A 15,533-nucleotide genomic window follows, 5' to 3' on the forward strand; every position below is an offset into this window, starting at 1 on the left:
GACGCCGGGTGGCCGAGCAGCGAGACGGGCTGTGTTGTTGCCGGGTGCGACGTGAAAAGCGTCTCACCGGCGTCAACACGTATTCGACCGAGGGTCAAAAAAGGCCCGGTGTCTGGCCTCCGCGGCCGCCGGCTCAGCGTTCGGACTCGTCGTCGCTCGCCTGGTCGGTCTTCTTGTCCTCCTCGGTCTCCGCTGTTCCACTCTCGTCGCTTTGCTCGGTCGTCTCCGCGTCCGCCGACTCACTGTCGGCCGTGTCCGTCGCGGGGGAGTCGGTGCGTCTCCCGATCAGCGGGAGCGAGCGCCCGCGCAACAGCCGACGGAGGCCCAGTGCGGGCACCGCGGCGACGGCGAGCCAGGGCAGCGCCCCGGCGACGGTGACCAGCGAGGCCTGCGCGAAGACGACCACGTCTTCGACGGAGCCGACGAAGACGGCGACGAGTGACTGCTCGTGGTACTGGGTCCGGATCTGGTCGATCCCCGGTTCGGGTTCCTGGAGTTCGATCCGGATCGTCGAGTACGCGACCTGTCGCTCCAGGGAACGCTGTTGTGCCTCCAGGCGTTCGATCTCCATTTGCACCTCCGAGAGTTGCTCCTCGATCCGGAGCAGTTCCTCGGTACTGTTTGCCTCGTCGTAGAAGTCACGGAGCCGGTCCCGGCGGCTGCGGAGGTTCTCCAGTCGCGCCTCCAGGTCGACAAGCTGGTCGGTCACGTCTTCGGTCGTCGTCTCTTCCGAGAGGACGGTCCCCTGGTCGGCCGCGAGAGCCTGGGTCTCCCCGTAGGTATCGCTGGGGACGCGGACGACGATGTGACCGGTCACCCACGTCTCGTTGCCCGATCGGTGGAGGCGCTGGTCCGACCCGCCGACGAACCCGCCACGCTCGCGCACGCGGTCGGCGATGGTCGAGCGCGCCGCCGAGAAGTTGTCGACTTCGACGACCATCGAGCCGGTCTTGATGATCGCCCGCTGGCCGGCGTCCGGGACGCCGTCGCCGGGTCCGCCGCCACCGTCGCCGGCTTGGCTCGCCCCGTCGCCGCCGCCACCGTCGCCCGATGCTCCGCTTGCCGCCTGTTGGCTGGCACTGAGGTCCGCGCTCTCGCCGCCGTCGCCGCCACCGCCCTGTGGGGCGACACCGGTACATCCAGCCAACAGGAGACAGGCCGCTACCGCCAGGATCGTTATCCTCCGTGACATGACGTGTTACTCTGGTCGCGAACGGGGGTTAATAACGGCGAACGCTCAAAACGGTTTTTCTGTGAAAGAGCGGCTGTAGCTATCCCCAGTCGTCCCGCCGGTCCGCCAGGGCCGGGAACTCCCCGCGGACTCGCTCGACACGGGCCGGATCGAGGTCCGCGGTCACGAGCGCCGGTTCGTCCGATGAACTGGCGAGTGTCGTCCCCCACGGATCGTACACCGTCGACCGGCCAAGCAGTTCGGCGTCATCGAAGCTCCCGACGCCGTTCGCGGCGGCCACGTACAGCTGATTCTCGACGGCTCTCGCTTCCCCGAACAGCTCCCAGTGCTCGACTCGGGGGTACGGCCAGGCGCTCGGGACACAGACCAGCGTCGCCCCCTCGTCGACGAGCCGGCGGTACAGTTCCGGAAACCGCAGGTCGTAACAGGTCGTCGTCCCGATCGTGAAGCCGCCGAACTCGACGGTCGTGACGCGTTCGCCGGGTTCCAGCAGCGACGACTCCGCGGAGTCGTAGCCAAAGAGGTGGTGTTTCCGGTAGACGCCACGCTGGACGCCGTCCGGCCCGAGAAACACCGACGTGTTCGCCAGTCCCGACTCCCGGGGTACGTCGATCCCGTCCGCGGCGCTGGCTTCGAGGTCTTCGACGATACTCCCGGCCAGCACTGCCGTGTCGGTCTCCCGTGCCGTGTCCGCGAGCCGGCCGATCGTCTCGCCCGCGAGGCTCTCGGCGTCGCGGGCGTACAGGTCGAACGCGAAGTAGCCGACGGTGAACAGCTCCGGGAGGACGACCAGGTCGGCCCCGTCGGCCGACGCCCGCTCGATCGCGTCGACGGCCCGATCGAGGTTCCGGCCGACGGCGCCGGGGTCGATCGACAGCTGGGCCAACGCGATCCTCATGCTTCCATCCCGAGGTCCTCGCGCAGCGCTGCCTCCAGATTGTCGATCTCGCCGCCGAGGTTGCGCTTGAAGAAGCGTTCGACGCCCGGGAAACGGCCGTCGACGACGAAGCGGTTGTGCAGTGCCGTCCCGCCGTCGTCGGTCGGCTCCAGTTCGTGTTCGCCTTGGACGCGCATCACCTTCGACTTCCCCACGAACCGGACGTATTCGGGCGGGCGCCGCTCGACATCCTCCGTGTCGACCGTGACTGTCTTGTCGATGACGGGGATGGGAAGCCGCAGGAACCACGTCGAGGTCCCGTCACCGCGGTCCTCCCAGTCGGTGACGACGCTGATCGAACGGGCACGTTTCTCCGGGTCGGCGATGAACTCCCAGACGCGTTCGGGGGGCGCCGACACTCTGATGGTTTGCTCGACCCGGACGGTCATACCAGAAGCTGCGGCCTACTCCCGAATGAATCCACCGACTAACTGGTGGTTACGCGCCAGGTCGTCGACCGGGCTCGACCCCACTTCTCGATGTCGACCTCGTCGGCCTCCTCCGCGAGCCGCGGGAGCCGCGCACCGACCTGTTTGGCGGAGAGACCGATCGACTCAGCGATGTTCTTGGCGCGGAAGTAGCTCTCACCCCGCGAGACGCTGTCTCGGAGGTGTTCGAGGATGCGTCGGTCCTCTTCGCTGAAATCGGTCATACCCACACTACGTGACGAATCGATTTAACGATTCCTTTCCACGTATCAGCTACGAGAACAGCCCCTCGTCAGCCGTCGAAGACGTGGACCGCGACGATCGCCAGTCCGGCGGCGACGATCGCGACGCCGAATGCGACGCCGCTGGAGACCTGAAGCCCGGTCGCTTCGAGCCCCTGTGCGGTCCGTGTGGCGTAGGTATATCCGTTGACTGTCGTCAGCAGTGCGGCACCGACCGCGACGAGCCCGAACACCAGTCCGAGCCCGAGTCCCATGTCGGTTTCTGCGTCCGTTGAGGCCATATCGGTCCATTCGCCGTCGGCCACTTAGTTCATTCGGGGCGGGCCACAGGACATATACATCCCGCTGTGAGAGGAGAGGGTAATGGGACGGATACGTCAGGTCGGTGTCGTGGGTGGTGTGTTGGTTGCGCTGCTCGCAGCCGGGGTGCTCACGGGCGTACTCGGTGCACCGTCGGTCACCGCCGTCGAAAACCGATTTGCGGGGGTCTCCGAGGAACGGACGACGATCGAGACGGACCTCGTCGTCTCGAACCCGAACCCGATCGGCGTCCAACTGGGCGGGGTCTCGGTCGACTACACCGTCCGGATGAACACGGTGCCGATCGCATCGGGCGGCCGCGAAGGATTGCAACTGTCGTCGGGCGAATCGACGCTTGGATTCACCACGGAGATGGACAACGAACAGATCCCCGCGTGGTGGCATACGCACGTCGAGAACGGCGAGCGGACACAGGTCGAGATCGACGCCGATGTCCGGTCCTCGACACTGGGTCGCTCCCTCTCGGTCACCCAGGGGAGATCCATCGAGACGGATATCATCGGCCAGTTCAACAGCACAGAAACCCGCCCCGTGGACGCGAACGCCCCGCTGGTCTCCGATCCGGTGCTGTACATCAACGAGACGCGTGGGGCCTGGGATCGCCCGAACCTGACCCGCCAGCGGACACCCATGGAGCTCGCGTTTACGGTCCACAATCCGAAGCCGATTCCCTACACCGTCTCGCGGATCGGCTACACCGTCTCGATGAACGATGTCGAGGTCGGGGCGGGCGAGACGACCGCTGGCGCCGTCATCAGCCCCGGCGAGACCGAGACCATCGACGCCCGGGCGGCGATCGAGAACGACAACCTCGACGACTGGTGGGTCACGCACCTCCAGCGAAATCAGCGGACACAGCTCCGGATCGACTTCTATCTCGTCGTCGAGGGCGGCGGGACACAGCTTCGAATCCCGCTGGACCCGGTCGACTACGAGAAGACGATCGAGACGGACATCTTCGGCAACAAAGACCAGTACCCGACCGGAACCGGATCGAGCGGGTCGGACAAGAGCGCGGTGAGCGAACCGACGGCCACGCCGACGACGACACCCGACGACGGAGTCCTCGACACCGCGACCGCATCGGGCACCGATAGCGACGGAGGGGACACGGTGCTCGGGACCGACGGGGCGGCCACCTCGACGCCGACTGCTACGGCGACGAGGTCAGACGACGACCAGCAGCCAACCGAGACGCCGACTGACGACGGCCTTCTCGCGCTCTAACTGGTAGTCCCGGGGGCGTCCAGACGAACGGTGGACGTGTCACTGCTGTCGTGCGCAGGCGGTTACCGTCCGGATTCGCCTACTCGGTAATCCCGGTGGCTGCCGGCTCCGACCGATCGGGAAACTCGCGTTCGGTATGGAGCGCGTAGCCGATGGCGAGGAACGAAAGCGCCTGCCCCGCACCCAGGACGAACGGCGCCCAGATCGGCGTCGTAGACCCCAGCGTCGCCACGCGAACGATGTTCACGACGAACAGCACGGCCGGCGCTAGCAACAGGAAGCCGACGTGTCGCGGGATGACCTCGGTCCGGAGAGCAGCGAGCGAACACGTCGAAAACCCGACGACGATGCCGACAAGCAGCGGGAGTTGCAGCGCTGTGAACCACTCCGGGAGGTCGTCGACGACAGCGACGAGGACGATGGAATTCCCGACCGTCGCACTGACGGCGCCAGCGAAGCCCAGGACTGCCAAGCCGAGGGCGGCGAGCGAGAGCTTTCGGTTCGCGGTCGCGATCCGTCCGGAGAGGCCGATCAGCCCGAGGAAGGCGACGGCCCAGCCGGCGGGACCGACCACGTTCTGGACACTCTCTGTGTCCATGGCCGTGAACGCGAACGCACCCCAGCCTACTGCGAAGACGACGAACAATCCGCCCGCGACGAGGAACGCCGACGGACTTCGTCTTTCCAGCACTCCGGGGTCACGAGTGCCACTTGCTGTCATACGTCTGATTGAAGCAGTTCGGGTATAATAGTATGGGTCGTCCGATCGACGAGGAGAGACGTGTTGGCGGGCGCTCTCACTCGATGGTCGTGTGTTCGGACTCCTCGTTGAGCGCGAGGTTCGTCGCGATCTCAGCGTTCCGGACGGCGTACTCGGCGGTCTGGCGGAGGCTGACCAGGACTTCGCGGATCTGGAGCAGCGACTCGTTGTCCATCTCCGGCAGGTCGTCGAGGATCTCGTGTTCCCGGTCGCCGATCTTGGCGTACTCCTCGCGGACCTCGATCGCCGTGTCGTAGTTGCGTTCGACGGCGGCCTGGACGGCAAGTTCGCTGATCTCGTTGACCTTGTCGGTGAACTCACGGATGCGCCGCATCGTCGAGGACTCGACGTTCAGCGAGTGGTCGGTCGCCTCCAGCGCGATCTCGGCGATGTCTTCGGCGTTGTCGGCGGTCAGTTCCAGGTTCTTCGCGATCGACCGGTAGCCGATCAGCGGGAACCCGTCCTCCAGCCCGATCGCCCGGGCGAGGTTCGGGTTCTGGTAGGCGGTGAAGATGAGCCGCAACAGGAGGACGAAGATCTTGTTCGCCTGGCGCTCGCGGTTCAGCGCCCGCTGAGCGAGGTCCGGGTTCCCGTGGGCCAGTGACTTGACCGCCTCGTTGCGCATAGTCGAACCGGTCGACTCCAGCCGTTCCAGGAGGTTATCGAGCGTGAAGTCCTCCGGATCGACGGAACACCGGATCGCGATCCGGTCGGGCGTCTCCTCGATCACGCCCAGCCCCATCAACTGCGTCTCGGCGTTGTAGACGGCGTTGATGTGTGCCGAATCGAGCGTGCTGCCCTCCGGCGCTTCGACGTGGATGATCCGCCGGCCCAGGACGTACTGTGCGACGATCGCCCGCTCGACCGCGTCGGCGTTGAGGTTCTCGGCGTGGATCGTCGCCTGTGATTCCTCGGACTGGACGGACTCAGGCAACACGGTCAGCGTGCCTTTGCCGCCCATCCGTAGCGACACCTCGTCGCCCTTCTCGACGTTGTGCTTGGACGCCCACTCCGCGGGAAGCGTCATGGCGAGCGTCGACGGCCCCAACCGCTGGACTTTCCGCGTTTCCATATGTCCTTTGTTGATTGCCAGTCGCCTTAATCTTGACTATACACCCACTTATTCCGAACGGAAAATACAATCACCGAGAACGAGTCCGGGACAGTACACGTTCGTCAGCCGACAACCTCGACGAGGCGCTGTTCGTACCGGCCGACCCGGACGCGGAGCCAGCCCGCGAGCGACTCGTCGAGTTCCGTATCCCCCGTATCGACTCTGAGGCGGCCGATGTCGTCGAGTTTCCGGCTTGAGGCGACGACCTGGAGACGCGACTGGCGTATCACCGCCGGCGAGAGCTGCTGGTTCCCGCGACCGAAGACGAAGCCCTGGCCGCCGATCGGCGAGACGACGATGACGTTCTCCTCGCCCAGCGCGTCCAGGATCTCCTGTTCGCTGGCGTCAGCGACGACGACCTCGCCGTCACACCAGACATCGACACCCAGCGCCGTCCCGTCGAACCCCAGTCGGGACTTGATCGCGCCGACCGTACTCCCCGGCCCCAGCACGTAGGTGACGCCGGGCTCGGTCTCCTCGGCGACGGCCGACGCCAGCGCGTCGACCGAGCCGCCGCCCCGTTGCTTGGCCGACTGTCGCTGGTCGGCGACCGGGACCGTCGCCACCGCGCGCAGTTCGGTCACCACCTCGCCCCCGCGGAAGGCGTCCTCGTCGATGTCGTTGACCTCCGCGCGCTCGGTGTCGGTGAAGGTCGCGACGACGTGGCCGGCCGCCCGCGGCGTCACGCCGAACACCGAGGAGTAGACTTTCACGCCGGCCGGCACGCCGAGCATCGGCGTCTCGACCCCCGCTTCGTCGATCGCCGTGGCAACGTCGACGGCGGTCCCGTCGCCACCGACGAACAGGACGGCGTCGACGCCGGCATCGATGAACGCTCGGACAGCCCGGTGGGTGTCCTCGCCGGTCGTTCGCTCCGGGTCCGCCGGTGTGGCGACCACGTCGGAGTCGAAGCCGGCCTCGCGGGCGACGCCCGCACCCATCGGACCGCCACAGGCGAGCAGTTCGATCTCGGTGTCTGTCTCGGCGATTGCGTCGAGCGCTTCGCGTGCCCGAGCCGGCGCACGCGGCTCCGCGCCCCGGCGCCGCGCCTCCTCGACTTTCCCGTCAGTCCCCTTGAGTCCGACGCGGCCGCCCATCCCGGCGATCGGGTTGACCACGACACCGATCCGTCGCATTGAGTACCCGTAGGCGACCCCGCGGCAAAAGGCGACCGGGAGCGTGTGATTCAAGCCACCGGCCCCGGACAGTGGTGATATGCTCCCAGTGTTGGCAAGCGGCGTTCAGGCGGGGGTCGTGAACGGCGCCGGCGCGGTCGTCACCGTCGGTGGCCTGTTGTTGACCGCGTTCTGGCTCCTGTACCTCTATCGGTAGGCACCCGTCTCGGCGACTACTGCTCGACGCGCTCCCGGAGCCACGCGGCGGCGTCCTCGACGGCCGCCTCGTCGGTGCCCTTGAACCGGACGGTGACGTTCTCGCCGGGGTAGCTCCCGACGTCGACCCCGGGGAACTCCTCGCGGACGGCCGACAGCCGGTCGAGCAGCGCGCTCTCCGGTTCGCTGGTCTCGACGGCGACGACGTGTTCCGGGTCGCCCTCGAACTCCTCGGCGACCTCCTCGAACATCCGTTTCATCTCGGCTGGAACCCCTGGCAGGACGTAACAGCGCTCGACGACACAGCCCGGCGCGACGCCCTCGTGGTTGGGGAGCACGCGGGCACCTTCGGGGACCTCGCCGGTCCCGTCGGTCAGGTCCTCCCGGGTGTACCCTCCGTTCTCTTCCAGCCACGCGAGGGCCGCCTCGCTCTCGACGACCGCCCGGCCGAACGCCGCGGCGACGCCGTCGATCGTCACGTCGTCGTGTGTCGGTCCCAGCCCGCCAGTGACGATCACCGCGTCGTACTCGGCGTGGTACTCGTTGACGACTCTGGCGATATCTCCGGTCCTGTCGGGGACCACCGTCGCTCGCTCGACGGTGACGCCCCGCGCTGCGAGTTGCTGGCCGAGCCAGGCGGCGTTCGTGTTGACCGTGTCTCCGGCGAGCAGTTCGTCCCCGACAGTGACCACGGCGACGCGCATACCGCTCGTTGGACTGGGTGACACAAATACTGTCGGACGGCACTCCGCCCCGGCGGGGGACTATCGCATCCCCGGCGGCGGGCCGCGGTCGCGCGGATCGTCGTCCTCCTCTTCGATGTCGATCCCGGCCTCCTCACGGCGGCGTTTGACCGCCTGAAGCTGGCGGTAGTAGTACACCGACCCGACGATGGCGACCACGATCCCGACGGCCGTCAGCCCGCCGAACAGCAGCAGATCGCGCTGGAGGTAGTACCTGACACTCAGCATCTGCGTGTCGACTGCCTCCCACGAGAGCGTCATCCGGTCGGTCTCGGAATCGACGGCCGTCTCCGGCCCGCCAGGGGTGACCTGGGAGAGCAGCGGGATCCCGACCCGAGCGCCCGGCGGCAGCGTCACGGCGTAGGCGCCACCCTCGACGAGGGTCGGCGTCGTGAACTGCTTGCCCGACCGGGGCGCGGTGAAGGCGACCTCGCCGGAGACGTTCTCTCCGAACTGGATCTCGGTCCGCTGACTCCCCTCGGTCGCGGCCAGCGACGAGTTCGCCGGTGCGATCACCGTTCCGTTCTCGTACCGGAAGCGCAGGCCACGGATCGGGACGCTGCGCTCGCGACCGAGGCCGCTGCGCGTGTACACCTCGAACGTCGAGCGGTTCTCGACATCGTAGACGGCGGTGTACGACGATCGATTGACGACGATGGTCGCGTCCTCGGTGGTGTCCCAGTCGTAGCTCGCGTTCTGGTTCAGCCGGTCCGGATCGGAAGGTTCCGGGCCGAAGACGCCGGTACAACCGGACAGCGCGAGCGTTGCGATCACGGCCACGAGAGCGAGGTGACGGCGGTTCATGAGCTCAGGGGACGACAGCGAGCAGTTCAGAGGGCATGTACTGTCCGATATCCGAGAGCAGGCCCGGCGCGTCCGTGTCCGGGTTGCAGACGATACTCTGTTCGAGCAGGCCGATACGCTCGACGGTCACGATGTCCTGTGCGTGACCGGCCCGGTTGACCGTCGCGCGGGCCTCCGAGCGGGTGACGCTGTTGGCGTTGACGCGGCCGTTGCCCCGCGACCAGTCGTAGAGCCGGTCGACGGTCTCGTCGGCCAGCCGCGGGTCGTCACCGGCGACGAACCACAGCGGCATGTGCTGGACGAGGCCGAACCGCCTGCGGATCTGTGCCGGCGACCCCTGGCCGAGATTCAGACCGTCGGCCGGAACCCGCACCGTCTGCCCGAACCCGACATCGAGGACGAAGCCGTCGTCGTCCCACTGTTCGAGGGTCCCGACGTAGGTCTCGCCGGCCTCGTGGGTCGTGACGAGTTCGCCGAACTCCTCGCGAAGCAGGTTCCGTGCGACGGTCGCGTCCGGGCCGTCGACGGTCACCGTCGGGAACTCGTCGTCCCGGAGCCCCACGTCGAAGGAGACATCGAGTTCACCGAACCGGTCCTGAACGATCCCACGCAGTCCGTCGAGCGTACGGTCGCGGGCGTCGCCCGCGACGTACACTTTCGTGCCGAGGACGACCATCAGGCTTCCACGTGGTCGACGTTCAGTTCGTCGCGCAGTTCCTCGATCCGGCGTTCCATGGCGTCGACGAGTCGGGTGTTCTCCATGGACTCGACCTGGTTCCCACACTCGGGACACTGGAAGCCAAACTCCATGGCCTCGCCGAACTCGAACCGGATGCCACAGTTCTCACAGAGGTAGAACTCGTTGTCGCGCTCGTACTGGCGGCGCTCTTCGAGGCCGTCGAGCAGGCGGTGCATCTCCCCTTCGAGCTTCTCGGGAATCTCGTCGTACTCGAAGGTCCAGAGGTAGGTGAGCCACCCCGAATCCTCGTCCCGGAGGCGTCGGTACGACGCCAGGTCGTTCTCGTAGAGGATGAACAGCGCGCGGCGAACGTCGTTCAGTTCCAGCCCCAACTCCTCTGCCAGTTCTTCGTCGGTCACTTCGCCGTCCGGCGGCGCGGCGGCGACCGGCATCCCTTTCGGTCCGACAAGCTCGTGGAGGTACTTCTGTATGACGGGGTCCTCCAAGAGGTCCTCAAAAGCCATTACTGGTCTGTCGGGGGGTCACGTGGTTAAAACCTCCGGCTCGCCCCGTCCGCGGGTCGGGGTGAGCCCACTACCGGCGCCCTGCGCTCGTCGCCCGTCGTCGCCCCTCCGAGCCCTCAGGAGCCGCTGTCGGCCCACGGGCCGACATCGGCGTACCGGCCCAGCAGCCATCCCGTGACGAACGGGGTCAGGACCAGCAGACAGCCCAGCCCGACCCACCGGGCGGGCGGCGGCTGTGTCGCCAGGTAGACGAGATACACCGTCCCGAGGACGGGCACGACGAGAGAAGTCGGCGACGTGAGTCGGTCGAGCACGGGTGGTGTTGGTGACGGACGCACTTTGTTCGTCCGGGTCAGTCCTCGTCGCCGTCGCCGGGTTCGACGACCTTCTTCCCGGTCTCTTTCGGGACGACGACGCGGTCGGGGTCCTCCCATTCGCGGTCGAGTTCCTGACCCTCGAAGAGCCGGTCGAGGAAGACGGCCAGCGAGGCCACTTCCGAGTGGGGTTGGTTGGTCACGCCGACGTTGTACTCGGCGTGTTCGTACACCTCGAAAGGGACCTTCTCAGCGCCGACGACCACCAGAAGCGGCCCGGCCTCGCGGTCGGCCCGCACGTCTTCGATCACGTCCTGGATCGGCTCGCCGTACATCGTCAGGTGGACGACTGCCCCGTCGAACTCCCGGATGAACCGTTTGGGCTCGTCGGTCGTCTCGACGGCGAAAGGACCGCCGAATCGGTCGGTGATGTCGACGACCGTGTCCGTCTGGTTCCGTGCCGAACCGGCCATGACGACCCGGTCAGCGCCAAGCGCGCGGGCAGTCAGGCCCACGTGGGTCGTCATCCGCTCGTCACGGCCGGGACGGTGGCCCAGTCGGAGGACCGTCACGTCGTGGTCGGTCATCCGTCGAGTGCCGCGTCGATTGCCTGCTGTACGGGACCGAACGCGACCTCGCTCCACTGGACGGCCTCGCCGTCGACGAAGACGGTCGGCGTCCCGCTGACGCCGCGTTCCCGCCCGGCGGACCTGTCCTCTGAGACCGTCGGCCGGTAGGCCTCGCCGACGCCTTCCTCTCGGATCGTCTCGCCGTCCACGTCCATCCCCTCCGTCAACTCCGCGTACACCGACGGGCCGAGACGGTTCTGGTTCTCGAACAGCCGCTTGTTGTAGGTGAAGAAGGCCTCGTCGCCGGCCCGGTCCTGGACGGCTCGGGCGGCGCTTGCGGCCTCCCAGGAGACGGCGTCGTCGACCGGGATCGGGAAGTCGTTGAACACGTACTCGATCGAGCCACTGGAGAGGTAGTTCGTCCGGATCTGCGGGTAGACTTCGAGCGAGAACGTCCGGCAGTGCGGGCAGGCGTAGTCCTCGTAGACTTCGACGGTCACGTCCGCGTCGGGGTCGCCGGCGACCGGGGCGGGGAGGGGTTGGCCCTCCGCCGTCGGGACCGACGGGGAGCCCCCAGAGTTCGAGAGACAGCCAGCAGTCAGCCCAGCGACGCCGACGCTTGCGGCCAGGAAACCGCGCCGTGTCGACCTGTTCATACGCCCCCTCTCTCCGGGAGCCATAAAACCATTCTGTCCCGCCGCCGAGACCGGAATCTTATTTCGTCAGTGTCGTCTGGCCTCGGTATGGACCTCACGGACGCCCGGATCGTCGTCACCGGCGGTGCGGGATTCATCGGTTCTCACCTCGCCGACCGCCTCGTCGAAGACAACGAGGTAACCGTCGTCGACGACGGCTCGAACGGGGACTTCGGTTGGGTTCCCGACGACGCGGCTACCATCGATGGATCGCTCACCGACGAGTCGGTCGTCGCCGACGCGATCACCGCGGATGTCGACCTGGTCGTCCACCTCGCGGCGTCGAAACTGGTCGACACGGACACGCCCCGAAAGCAGTTTACCGACAACAGCGAGATGACCTACAACGTCCTCGAACGGATGGACGAGGTGGGTGTCGAACACCTCGTCTTCACTTCGTCGTCGACGGTCTACGGCGAGGCGCCCCGGCCCACGCCGGAGGACTACGCCCCCCTGGAGCCGATCAGCGTCTACGGCGCGACGAAACTCGCCGAAGAGTCGCTCATCTCGACGTACGCCCACAGTCACGACATCCAGTCGTGGGTGTTCCGCTTCGCCAACATCGTCGGGCCGCGCCTCCGCGGGGCCGTCATCCCCGACTTCGTCGAGAAACTCCGCGAGGACCCGTCGTCGCTGACGATCCTTGGCGACGGTCGCCAGGAGAAGTCCTACATGCACGTCTCGGAGTGTCTCGATGCGATGGTGTACGCGGTCGAACACGCCGATGCAGCACACAACGTGTTCAACCTCGGGACGCGGACCACCACGTCGGTCGACCGGATCGCGGACATCGTCGCCGACGAGATGGGCGTCGACCCCAACCGGGAGTACACCGGCGGGGACCGTGGGTGGACCGGCGACGTGCCACGGATGCGGCTCTCGGTCGAGAAACTCGCCGGCCTGGGATGGGAGCCGACTCAGTCCAGCGACGACGCGGTTCGGCAGTCGGCGGCGGAACTGCTCGACGAACTGTAGTCAGGGTGCGTAGGTGCCCTCGAGGCGGGCCTTGTCGAGCACGTGGCCGCCGGCCGCGTCGTACACGTCGTCTTTCGTGGCGTTTGGCGAGAGGCCGAGTTTCGCGTCCAGCGCGTACAGGAGGAACCGGTAGGTGTGTTCCCGATCCGGCGGGTTGGGGCCACCCCAGCCGGTTTCGCCGTAATCGTTCTGGCCCTCGCTCACGTCCTCGGCCGCCCAGCCTTCCGGGATCCGCTCGGTGTCGGGCGGGATGTTCCAGACGATCCAGTGGTCCCACACCTTCCCGGCGGGCTCCTCGGCGTCGGGGTCGTCGACGATCAACACCAGCGAGAGCGCGCCCTCGGGCACGCCGCCGATCTCCAGCGGTGGGTTCGTGTTCGCCTCGGTGTATCCGTGTTCGTGGGGGATCCGCCCGCCGTCCGCGAAGGCCGGGCTGGTCAGGGTGAGGCCTGTCATATGTGAACGTACGACTCCACCGACAAAAGGCTCGTCCCGGTAGTCATTTGAGCGGTTCCCGCTAATCCGTGTCCGTGCAAGTCGTCGGCTACCGCCCCCGTGTCACCGATCCGGCCGCGCTCCTCGTCGCCGAGAACGGCAGCGTCGAGCGCCGGCCGCTCGCTCCCGGAACGACTCTCTCGTACACGCTCGGCACGCGCCACTGTGCCGGTTCGGTCGACGGCGAGACTCACTACGCCTGTGACAACGAGGCGGCACCGTACTGCCCCGAACACACGGATCGGTGGCCCTGCGCGCGGTGTACCGGCAACTGCGACAAGCCCATCGACACCTGCGACGAAGAACACGCGGTGTACCTGGCGGCGTTCGCGCCGGACACCGTGAAGGTCGGCGTGACCCGTTCCTGGCGGCTCGAAACCCGGCTCAGGGAGCAGGGCGCCGACCGCGCTGCTCACCTGCGGACGGTCGGGGACGGCCGTATCGCCAGACAGGTCGAAGCCGACATCGCGACCGATCTCGGGGACCGCGTGCGCGTTCCGACGAAGATCGAGGGGCTCGCGGACAGTGTCGACGAGCGCTGGTGGGAGTCGTTGCTCGCGAGGTTCGCACCGATCGAGAGCTACGACTTCGAGTACGGGCTGGAGCTGCGCGATCGCCCGCTCGCCGAGACGCTCGCCACGGGGACGGTCGTCGGGACGAAGGGCCGCGTCGCCGTCGTCTCGAACAACGGGAGCACGTACGCGGTGAACCTCCGCGATCTGGTCGGCTACGAACTCGACGGGGGGACGACCGACCGGGACCTCCAGTCGAGTCTGGGCGCGTTTTGACCGATCACATCAGACACAAGACACTTACCGCCCCCCGTGGCAGTGCCACCGTGCGACGCGAACTCACACTCGCCGCCCTCGCCCTCCTGCTGTCGCTGGCCCTGCTGGGATCACTGTTCGCGATCCCGGGGGCGTTCTCCCAACCCGAGGAGGACATCCGGCCCAGCCGGCTTGACCTCCGGGAGACCACGATCGACGCACGGAACGTCGGCGGCGAAACGGTCACGCTCGCGCTCGACTCTCGCCTCGAACACCGGGGCGGGACCGCCAGCAACGTCACCGTCGAGACACGCGCGATCGACGCCGACACCGGTCTGGTGGCGACCAGCACCCGCCAGTCGCTGGGCAACGTCAGCGGCGACCGCGAGCTCCAGGTCCTGACGAACCTCACCGTCGAGCGTCAGGGCGACTACCGCATCGAGACGATCGTCTACGCCGACGAACAGCGGCGGACGATCGGCCGAACGACCGTCCGTAACGTCGACGCGCTGCTTCCCGAATACGCGCGGAGTAGCGTCTCCTTCCAGGAGTTCGAGAACGCCGACGTTCCGCTGCGGGCGATCGCCTACCGGATCGAGTCCGTCGAGAACAACCGCACGACCATGAACGTCTCGGTGTTCCTGACGAACACGGGCGACGAGCCCGCGGGCGACCTCCAGTTGCGCCTGCGCGCTCGGCAGGCCGAGTCCAACGTCATCGCCGACGAGTCGGCGATCCGGGTCGGCCAGATCAGACCCGGTCGGACGACGACCGTCAGCACCGAACTGACCGTCCCCGACGGCTACAACTACTGGCTCGACGGGATCCTCCAGGCCGACGGCGTCGTCATCGCCACCGAGAGCGCCCCGGCCAACCTCGATCCGACGGAGGTGCTCCAGGAGAACGTCACCCGGCGTGACACCGGCTTCCAGTCCGGCGACTTCGAGGAGCGACAGACGGAGCTGCCACAGGCCACCGACGAACCGAGGTACACGTCCGGCAGCGGCCCCGGGTTCACCGCGGTCGCCGCGCTGGCCGCCGCGTTCGTCGCGACGCTCGCCCTCGCACGGAGGCACCATGACTGACCCGACACCCGATCCGGACGACACGACCGCATCGCCCGCCGAGTCTCCCGTCACCGACGACGCCGACGGAACCACTGATACCGCCGACAGCGGTGGTCGATCCATCGCCAGGTACGCCCAGTGGGCCGCGTTCGGCATCCTCGTCCTCGTCGCGCTCGTCGCCTCGTTGCAGTTCTACTTCGCGGCCTCGGCCGCCGTCAACGAGTTCGTCACGCGGCGGTACCGGCCGCTGTTCCGGGCCGGCTTCAATCTCGTGGTCGTGCTGGTGGCCGCGACCGGCATCTCGCTGCTCGTTCGCCGGCTGGCCTGAGACCGCGGACGGCAACCCTTT

Annotated in this window: 21 protein-coding genes; 5 read left to right on the top strand and 16 right to left on the bottom strand. The window is 67.3% G+C overall.

What is annotated here, in order from left to right; all coding sequences use genetic code 11:
• Positions 1 to 133: 133 nt before the first annotated feature.
• From P1L40_RS17990 to P1L40_RS18010, 5 genes are all read right to left on the bottom strand, one after another.
• A complete protein-coding gene (locus P1L40_RS17990) occupies positions 134 to 1,192 on the bottom strand; it encodes a DUF4349 domain-containing protein (protein WP_284009057.1) in 1,059 nt (352 codons plus the stop codon).
• Between the two features lie 79 nt (positions 1,193 to 1,271).
• Positions 1,272 to 2,090: a carbon-nitrogen family hydrolase gene (locus P1L40_RS17995; RefSeq protein ID WP_284009059.1), complete on the bottom strand. Its 819-nt coding sequence runs from the start codon at positions 2,088 to 2,090 to the stop codon at positions 1,272 to 1,274.
• Positions 2,087 to 2,518, bottom strand: coding sequence for an SRPBCC family protein (locus P1L40_RS18000; RefSeq protein WP_284009060.1), 432 nt, complete (start codon positions 2,516 to 2,518; stop codon positions 2,087 to 2,089). Before P1L40_RS18000 ends, P1L40_RS17995 begins: the two co-directional genes overlap by 4 nt.
• A 38-nt stretch (positions 2,519 to 2,556) precedes the next feature.
• On the bottom strand, positions 2,557 to 2,781 hold the full coding sequence (locus P1L40_RS18005) for a DUF7123 family protein (protein WP_276221482.1): 225 nt from the start codon (positions 2,779 to 2,781) through the stop codon (positions 2,557 to 2,559).
• Positions 2,782 to 2,849: 68 nt separating this feature from the next.
• Positions 2,850 to 3,080 (bottom strand): DUF7525 family protein, encoded by a 231-nt coding sequence (locus P1L40_RS18010; protein ID WP_284009062.1) that lies wholly within the window; start codon positions 3,078 to 3,080, stop codon positions 2,850 to 2,852.
• 82 nt (positions 3,081 to 3,162) lie between these two features.
• On the opposite strand from P1L40_RS18010, the gene P1L40_RS18015 reads away from it, so the two are divergent.
• Positions 3,163 to 4,347, top strand: coding sequence for an LEA/WHy family protein (locus P1L40_RS18015; protein ID WP_284009064.1), 1,185 nt, complete (start codon positions 3,163 to 3,165; stop codon positions 4,345 to 4,347).
• Positions 4,348 to 4,426: 79 nt separating this feature from the next.
• Here P1L40_RS18015 and P1L40_RS18020 read toward each other — a convergent pair whose 3' ends face one another.
• From P1L40_RS18020 to P1L40_RS18065, 10 genes are all read right to left on the bottom strand, one after another.
• Complete coding sequence (locus P1L40_RS18020) at positions 4,427 to 5,068, bottom strand: hypothetical protein (protein WP_284009066.1); 642 nt, start codon at positions 5,066 to 5,068, stop codon at positions 4,427 to 4,429.
• A 76-nt stretch (positions 5,069 to 5,144) separates the two neighbouring features.
• Entirely contained in the window at positions 5,145 to 6,179 is a 1,035-nt protein-coding gene (locus P1L40_RS18025; RefSeq protein ID WP_284009067.1) for a PhoU domain-containing protein, read from the bottom strand.
• A 104-nt stretch (positions 6,180 to 6,283) separates the two neighbouring features.
• The gene (locus P1L40_RS18030) at positions 6,284 to 7,357 is read right to left on the bottom strand and encodes an ATP-NAD kinase family protein (protein ID WP_284009069.1); all 1,074 of its coding nucleotides are present in this window, start codon (positions 7,355 to 7,357) and stop codon (positions 6,284 to 6,286) included.
• Positions 7,358 to 7,569: 212 nt separating this feature from the next.
• Positions 7,570 to 8,256, bottom strand: a complete 687-nt coding sequence (locus tag P1L40_RS18035) for a competence/damage-inducible protein A (protein WP_284009071.1) — start codon at positions 8,254 to 8,256, stop codon at positions 7,570 to 7,572.
• Positions 8,257 to 8,316: 60 nt separating this feature from the next.
• Positions 8,317 to 9,099 (bottom strand): DUF5803 family protein, encoded by a 783-nt coding sequence (locus P1L40_RS18040; protein WP_284009072.1) that lies wholly within the window; start codon positions 9,097 to 9,099, stop codon positions 8,317 to 8,319.
• Between the two features lie 4 nt (positions 9,100 to 9,103).
• Positions 9,104 to 9,775, bottom strand: coding sequence for a DUF2110 family protein (locus P1L40_RS18045; RefSeq protein ID WP_284009074.1), 672 nt, complete (start codon positions 9,773 to 9,775; stop codon positions 9,104 to 9,106).
• Entirely contained in the window at positions 9,775 to 10,302 is a 528-nt protein-coding gene (tfe, locus tag P1L40_RS18050) for a transcription factor E (protein WP_284009075.1), read from the bottom strand. Before tfe ends, P1L40_RS18045 begins: the two co-directional genes overlap by 1 nt.
• A 116-nt stretch (positions 10,303 to 10,418) precedes the next feature.
• Complete coding sequence (locus P1L40_RS18055) at positions 10,419 to 10,640, bottom strand: hypothetical protein (protein ID WP_284009076.1); 222 nt, start codon at positions 10,638 to 10,640, stop codon at positions 10,419 to 10,421.
• Positions 10,641 to 10,654: 14 nt separating this feature from the next.
• On the bottom strand, positions 10,655 to 11,203 hold the full coding sequence (locus P1L40_RS18060) for a tRNA (cytidine(56)-2'-O)-methyltransferase (RefSeq protein WP_284009077.1): 549 nt from the start codon (positions 11,201 to 11,203) through the stop codon (positions 10,655 to 10,657).
• On the bottom strand, positions 11,200 to 11,841 hold the full coding sequence (locus P1L40_RS18065) for a DsbA family protein (protein WP_284009078.1): 642 nt from the start codon (positions 11,839 to 11,841) through the stop codon (positions 11,200 to 11,202). The genes P1L40_RS18060 and P1L40_RS18065 overlap by 4 nt, the downstream gene beginning before the upstream one ends.
• Positions 11,842 to 11,928: 87 nt before the next feature.
• Here P1L40_RS18065 and P1L40_RS18070 point away from each other — a divergent pair, with 87 nt between their 5' ends.
• A complete protein-coding gene (locus P1L40_RS18070; protein WP_284009079.1) occupies positions 11,929 to 12,855 on the top strand; it encodes an NAD-dependent epimerase/dehydratase family protein in 927 nt (308 codons plus the stop codon).
• On the opposite strand, the gene P1L40_RS18075 is transcribed toward P1L40_RS18070, so the two are convergent.
• Complete coding sequence (locus tag P1L40_RS18075; RefSeq protein WP_284009080.1) at positions 12,856 to 13,311, bottom strand: YbhB/YbcL family Raf kinase inhibitor-like protein; 456 nt, start codon at positions 13,309 to 13,311, stop codon at positions 12,856 to 12,858. It lies immediately after the preceding gene.
• 74 nt (positions 13,312 to 13,385) lie between these two features.
• Here P1L40_RS18075 and P1L40_RS18080 point away from each other — a divergent pair, with 74 nt between their 5' ends.
• The 3 genes from P1L40_RS18080 to P1L40_RS18090 are packed head-to-tail and all read left to right on the top strand — an operon-like array spanning position 13,386 to position 15,512.
• A complete protein-coding gene (locus P1L40_RS18080) occupies positions 13,386 to 14,138 on the top strand; it encodes a DUF2797 domain-containing protein (protein WP_284009081.1) in 753 nt (250 codons plus the stop codon).
• Between the two features lie 50 nt (positions 14,139 to 14,188).
• The gene (locus P1L40_RS18085) at positions 14,189 to 15,202 is read left to right on the top strand and encodes a DUF7490 domain-containing protein (RefSeq protein WP_284009082.1); all 1,014 of its coding nucleotides are present in this window, start codon (positions 14,189 to 14,191) and stop codon (positions 15,200 to 15,202) included.
• On the top strand, positions 15,195 to 15,512 hold the full coding sequence (locus P1L40_RS18090) for a DUF8060 family membrane protein (RefSeq protein ID WP_284009083.1): 318 nt from the start codon (positions 15,195 to 15,197) through the stop codon (positions 15,510 to 15,512). Before P1L40_RS18085 ends, P1L40_RS18090 begins: the two co-directional genes overlap by 8 nt.
• Positions 15,513 to 15,533: the final 21 nt, after the last annotated feature.

The organism is Haloarcula pelagica, from assembly GCF_030127105.1.
Taxonomy (GTDB): domain Archaea; phylum Halobacteriota; class Halobacteria; order Halobacteriales; family Haloarculaceae; genus Haloarcula; species Haloarcula pelagica.

What these genes read in the sequence shown, in the direction of transcription:
- P1L40_RS17990 (WP_284009057.1), bottom strand. Translation starts at nt 1,192, where the DNA reads ATGTCACGGAGGATAACGATCCTGGCGGTAGCGGCCTGTCTCCTGTTG.
- P1L40_RS17995 (WP_284009059.1), bottom strand. Translation starts at nt 2,090, where the DNA reads ATGAGGATCGCGTTGGCCCAGCTGTCGATCGACCCCGGCGCCGTCGGC.
- P1L40_RS18000 (WP_284009060.1), bottom strand. Translation starts at nt 2,518, where the DNA reads ATGACCGTCCGGGTCGAGCAAACCATCAGAGTGTCGGCGCCCCCCGAA.
- P1L40_RS18005 (WP_276221482.1), bottom strand. Translation starts at nt 2,781, where the DNA reads ATGACCGATTTCAGCGAAGAGGACCGACGCATCCTCGAACACCTCCGA.
- P1L40_RS18010 (WP_284009062.1), bottom strand. Translation starts at nt 3,080, where the DNA reads ATGGCCTCAACGGACGCAGAAACCGACATGGGACTCGGGCTCGGACTG.
- P1L40_RS18015 (WP_284009064.1), top strand. Translation starts at nt 3,163, where the DNA reads ATGGGACGGATACGTCAGGTCGGTGTCGTGGGTGGTGTGTTGGTTGCG.
- P1L40_RS18020 (WP_284009066.1), bottom strand. Translation starts at nt 5,068, where the DNA reads ATGACAGCAAGTGGCACTCGTGACCCCGGAGTGCTGGAAAGACGAAGT.
- P1L40_RS18025 (WP_284009067.1), bottom strand. Translation starts at nt 6,179, where the DNA reads ATGGAAACGCGGAAAGTCCAGCGGTTGGGGCCGTCGACGCTCGCCATG.
- P1L40_RS18030 (WP_284009069.1), bottom strand. Translation starts at nt 7,357, where the DNA reads ATGCGACGGATCGGTGTCGTGGTCAACCCGATCGCCGGGATGGGCGGC.
- P1L40_RS18035 (WP_284009071.1), bottom strand. Translation starts at nt 8,256, where the DNA reads ATGCGCGTCGCCGTGGTCACTGTCGGGGACGAACTGCTCGCCGGAGAC.
- P1L40_RS18040 (WP_284009072.1), bottom strand. Translation starts at nt 9,099, where the DNA reads ATGAACCGCCGTCACCTCGCTCTCGTGGCCGTGATCGCAACGCTCGCG.
- P1L40_RS18045 (WP_284009074.1), bottom strand. Translation starts at nt 9,775, where the DNA reads ATGGTCGTCCTCGGCACGAAAGTGTACGTCGCGGGCGACGCCCGCGAC.
- tfe (WP_284009075.1), bottom strand. Translation starts at nt 10,302, where the DNA reads ATGGCTTTTGAGGACCTCTTGGAGGACCCCGTCATACAGAAGTACCTC.
- P1L40_RS18060 (WP_284009077.1), bottom strand. Translation starts at nt 11,203, where the DNA reads ATGACCGACCACGACGTGACGGTCCTCCGACTGGGCCACCGTCCCGGC.
- P1L40_RS18065 (WP_284009078.1), bottom strand. Translation starts at nt 11,841, where the DNA reads ATGAACAGGTCGACACGGCGCGGTTTCCTGGCCGCAAGCGTCGGCGTC.
- P1L40_RS18070 (WP_284009079.1), top strand. Translation starts at nt 11,929, where the DNA reads ATGGACCTCACGGACGCCCGGATCGTCGTCACCGGCGGTGCGGGATTC.
- P1L40_RS18075 (WP_284009080.1), bottom strand. Translation starts at nt 13,311, where the DNA reads ATGACAGGCCTCACCCTGACCAGCCCGGCCTTCGCGGACGGCGGGCGG.
- P1L40_RS18090 (WP_284009083.1), top strand. Translation starts at nt 15,195, where the DNA reads ATGACTGACCCGACACCCGATCCGGACGACACGACCGCATCGCCCGCC.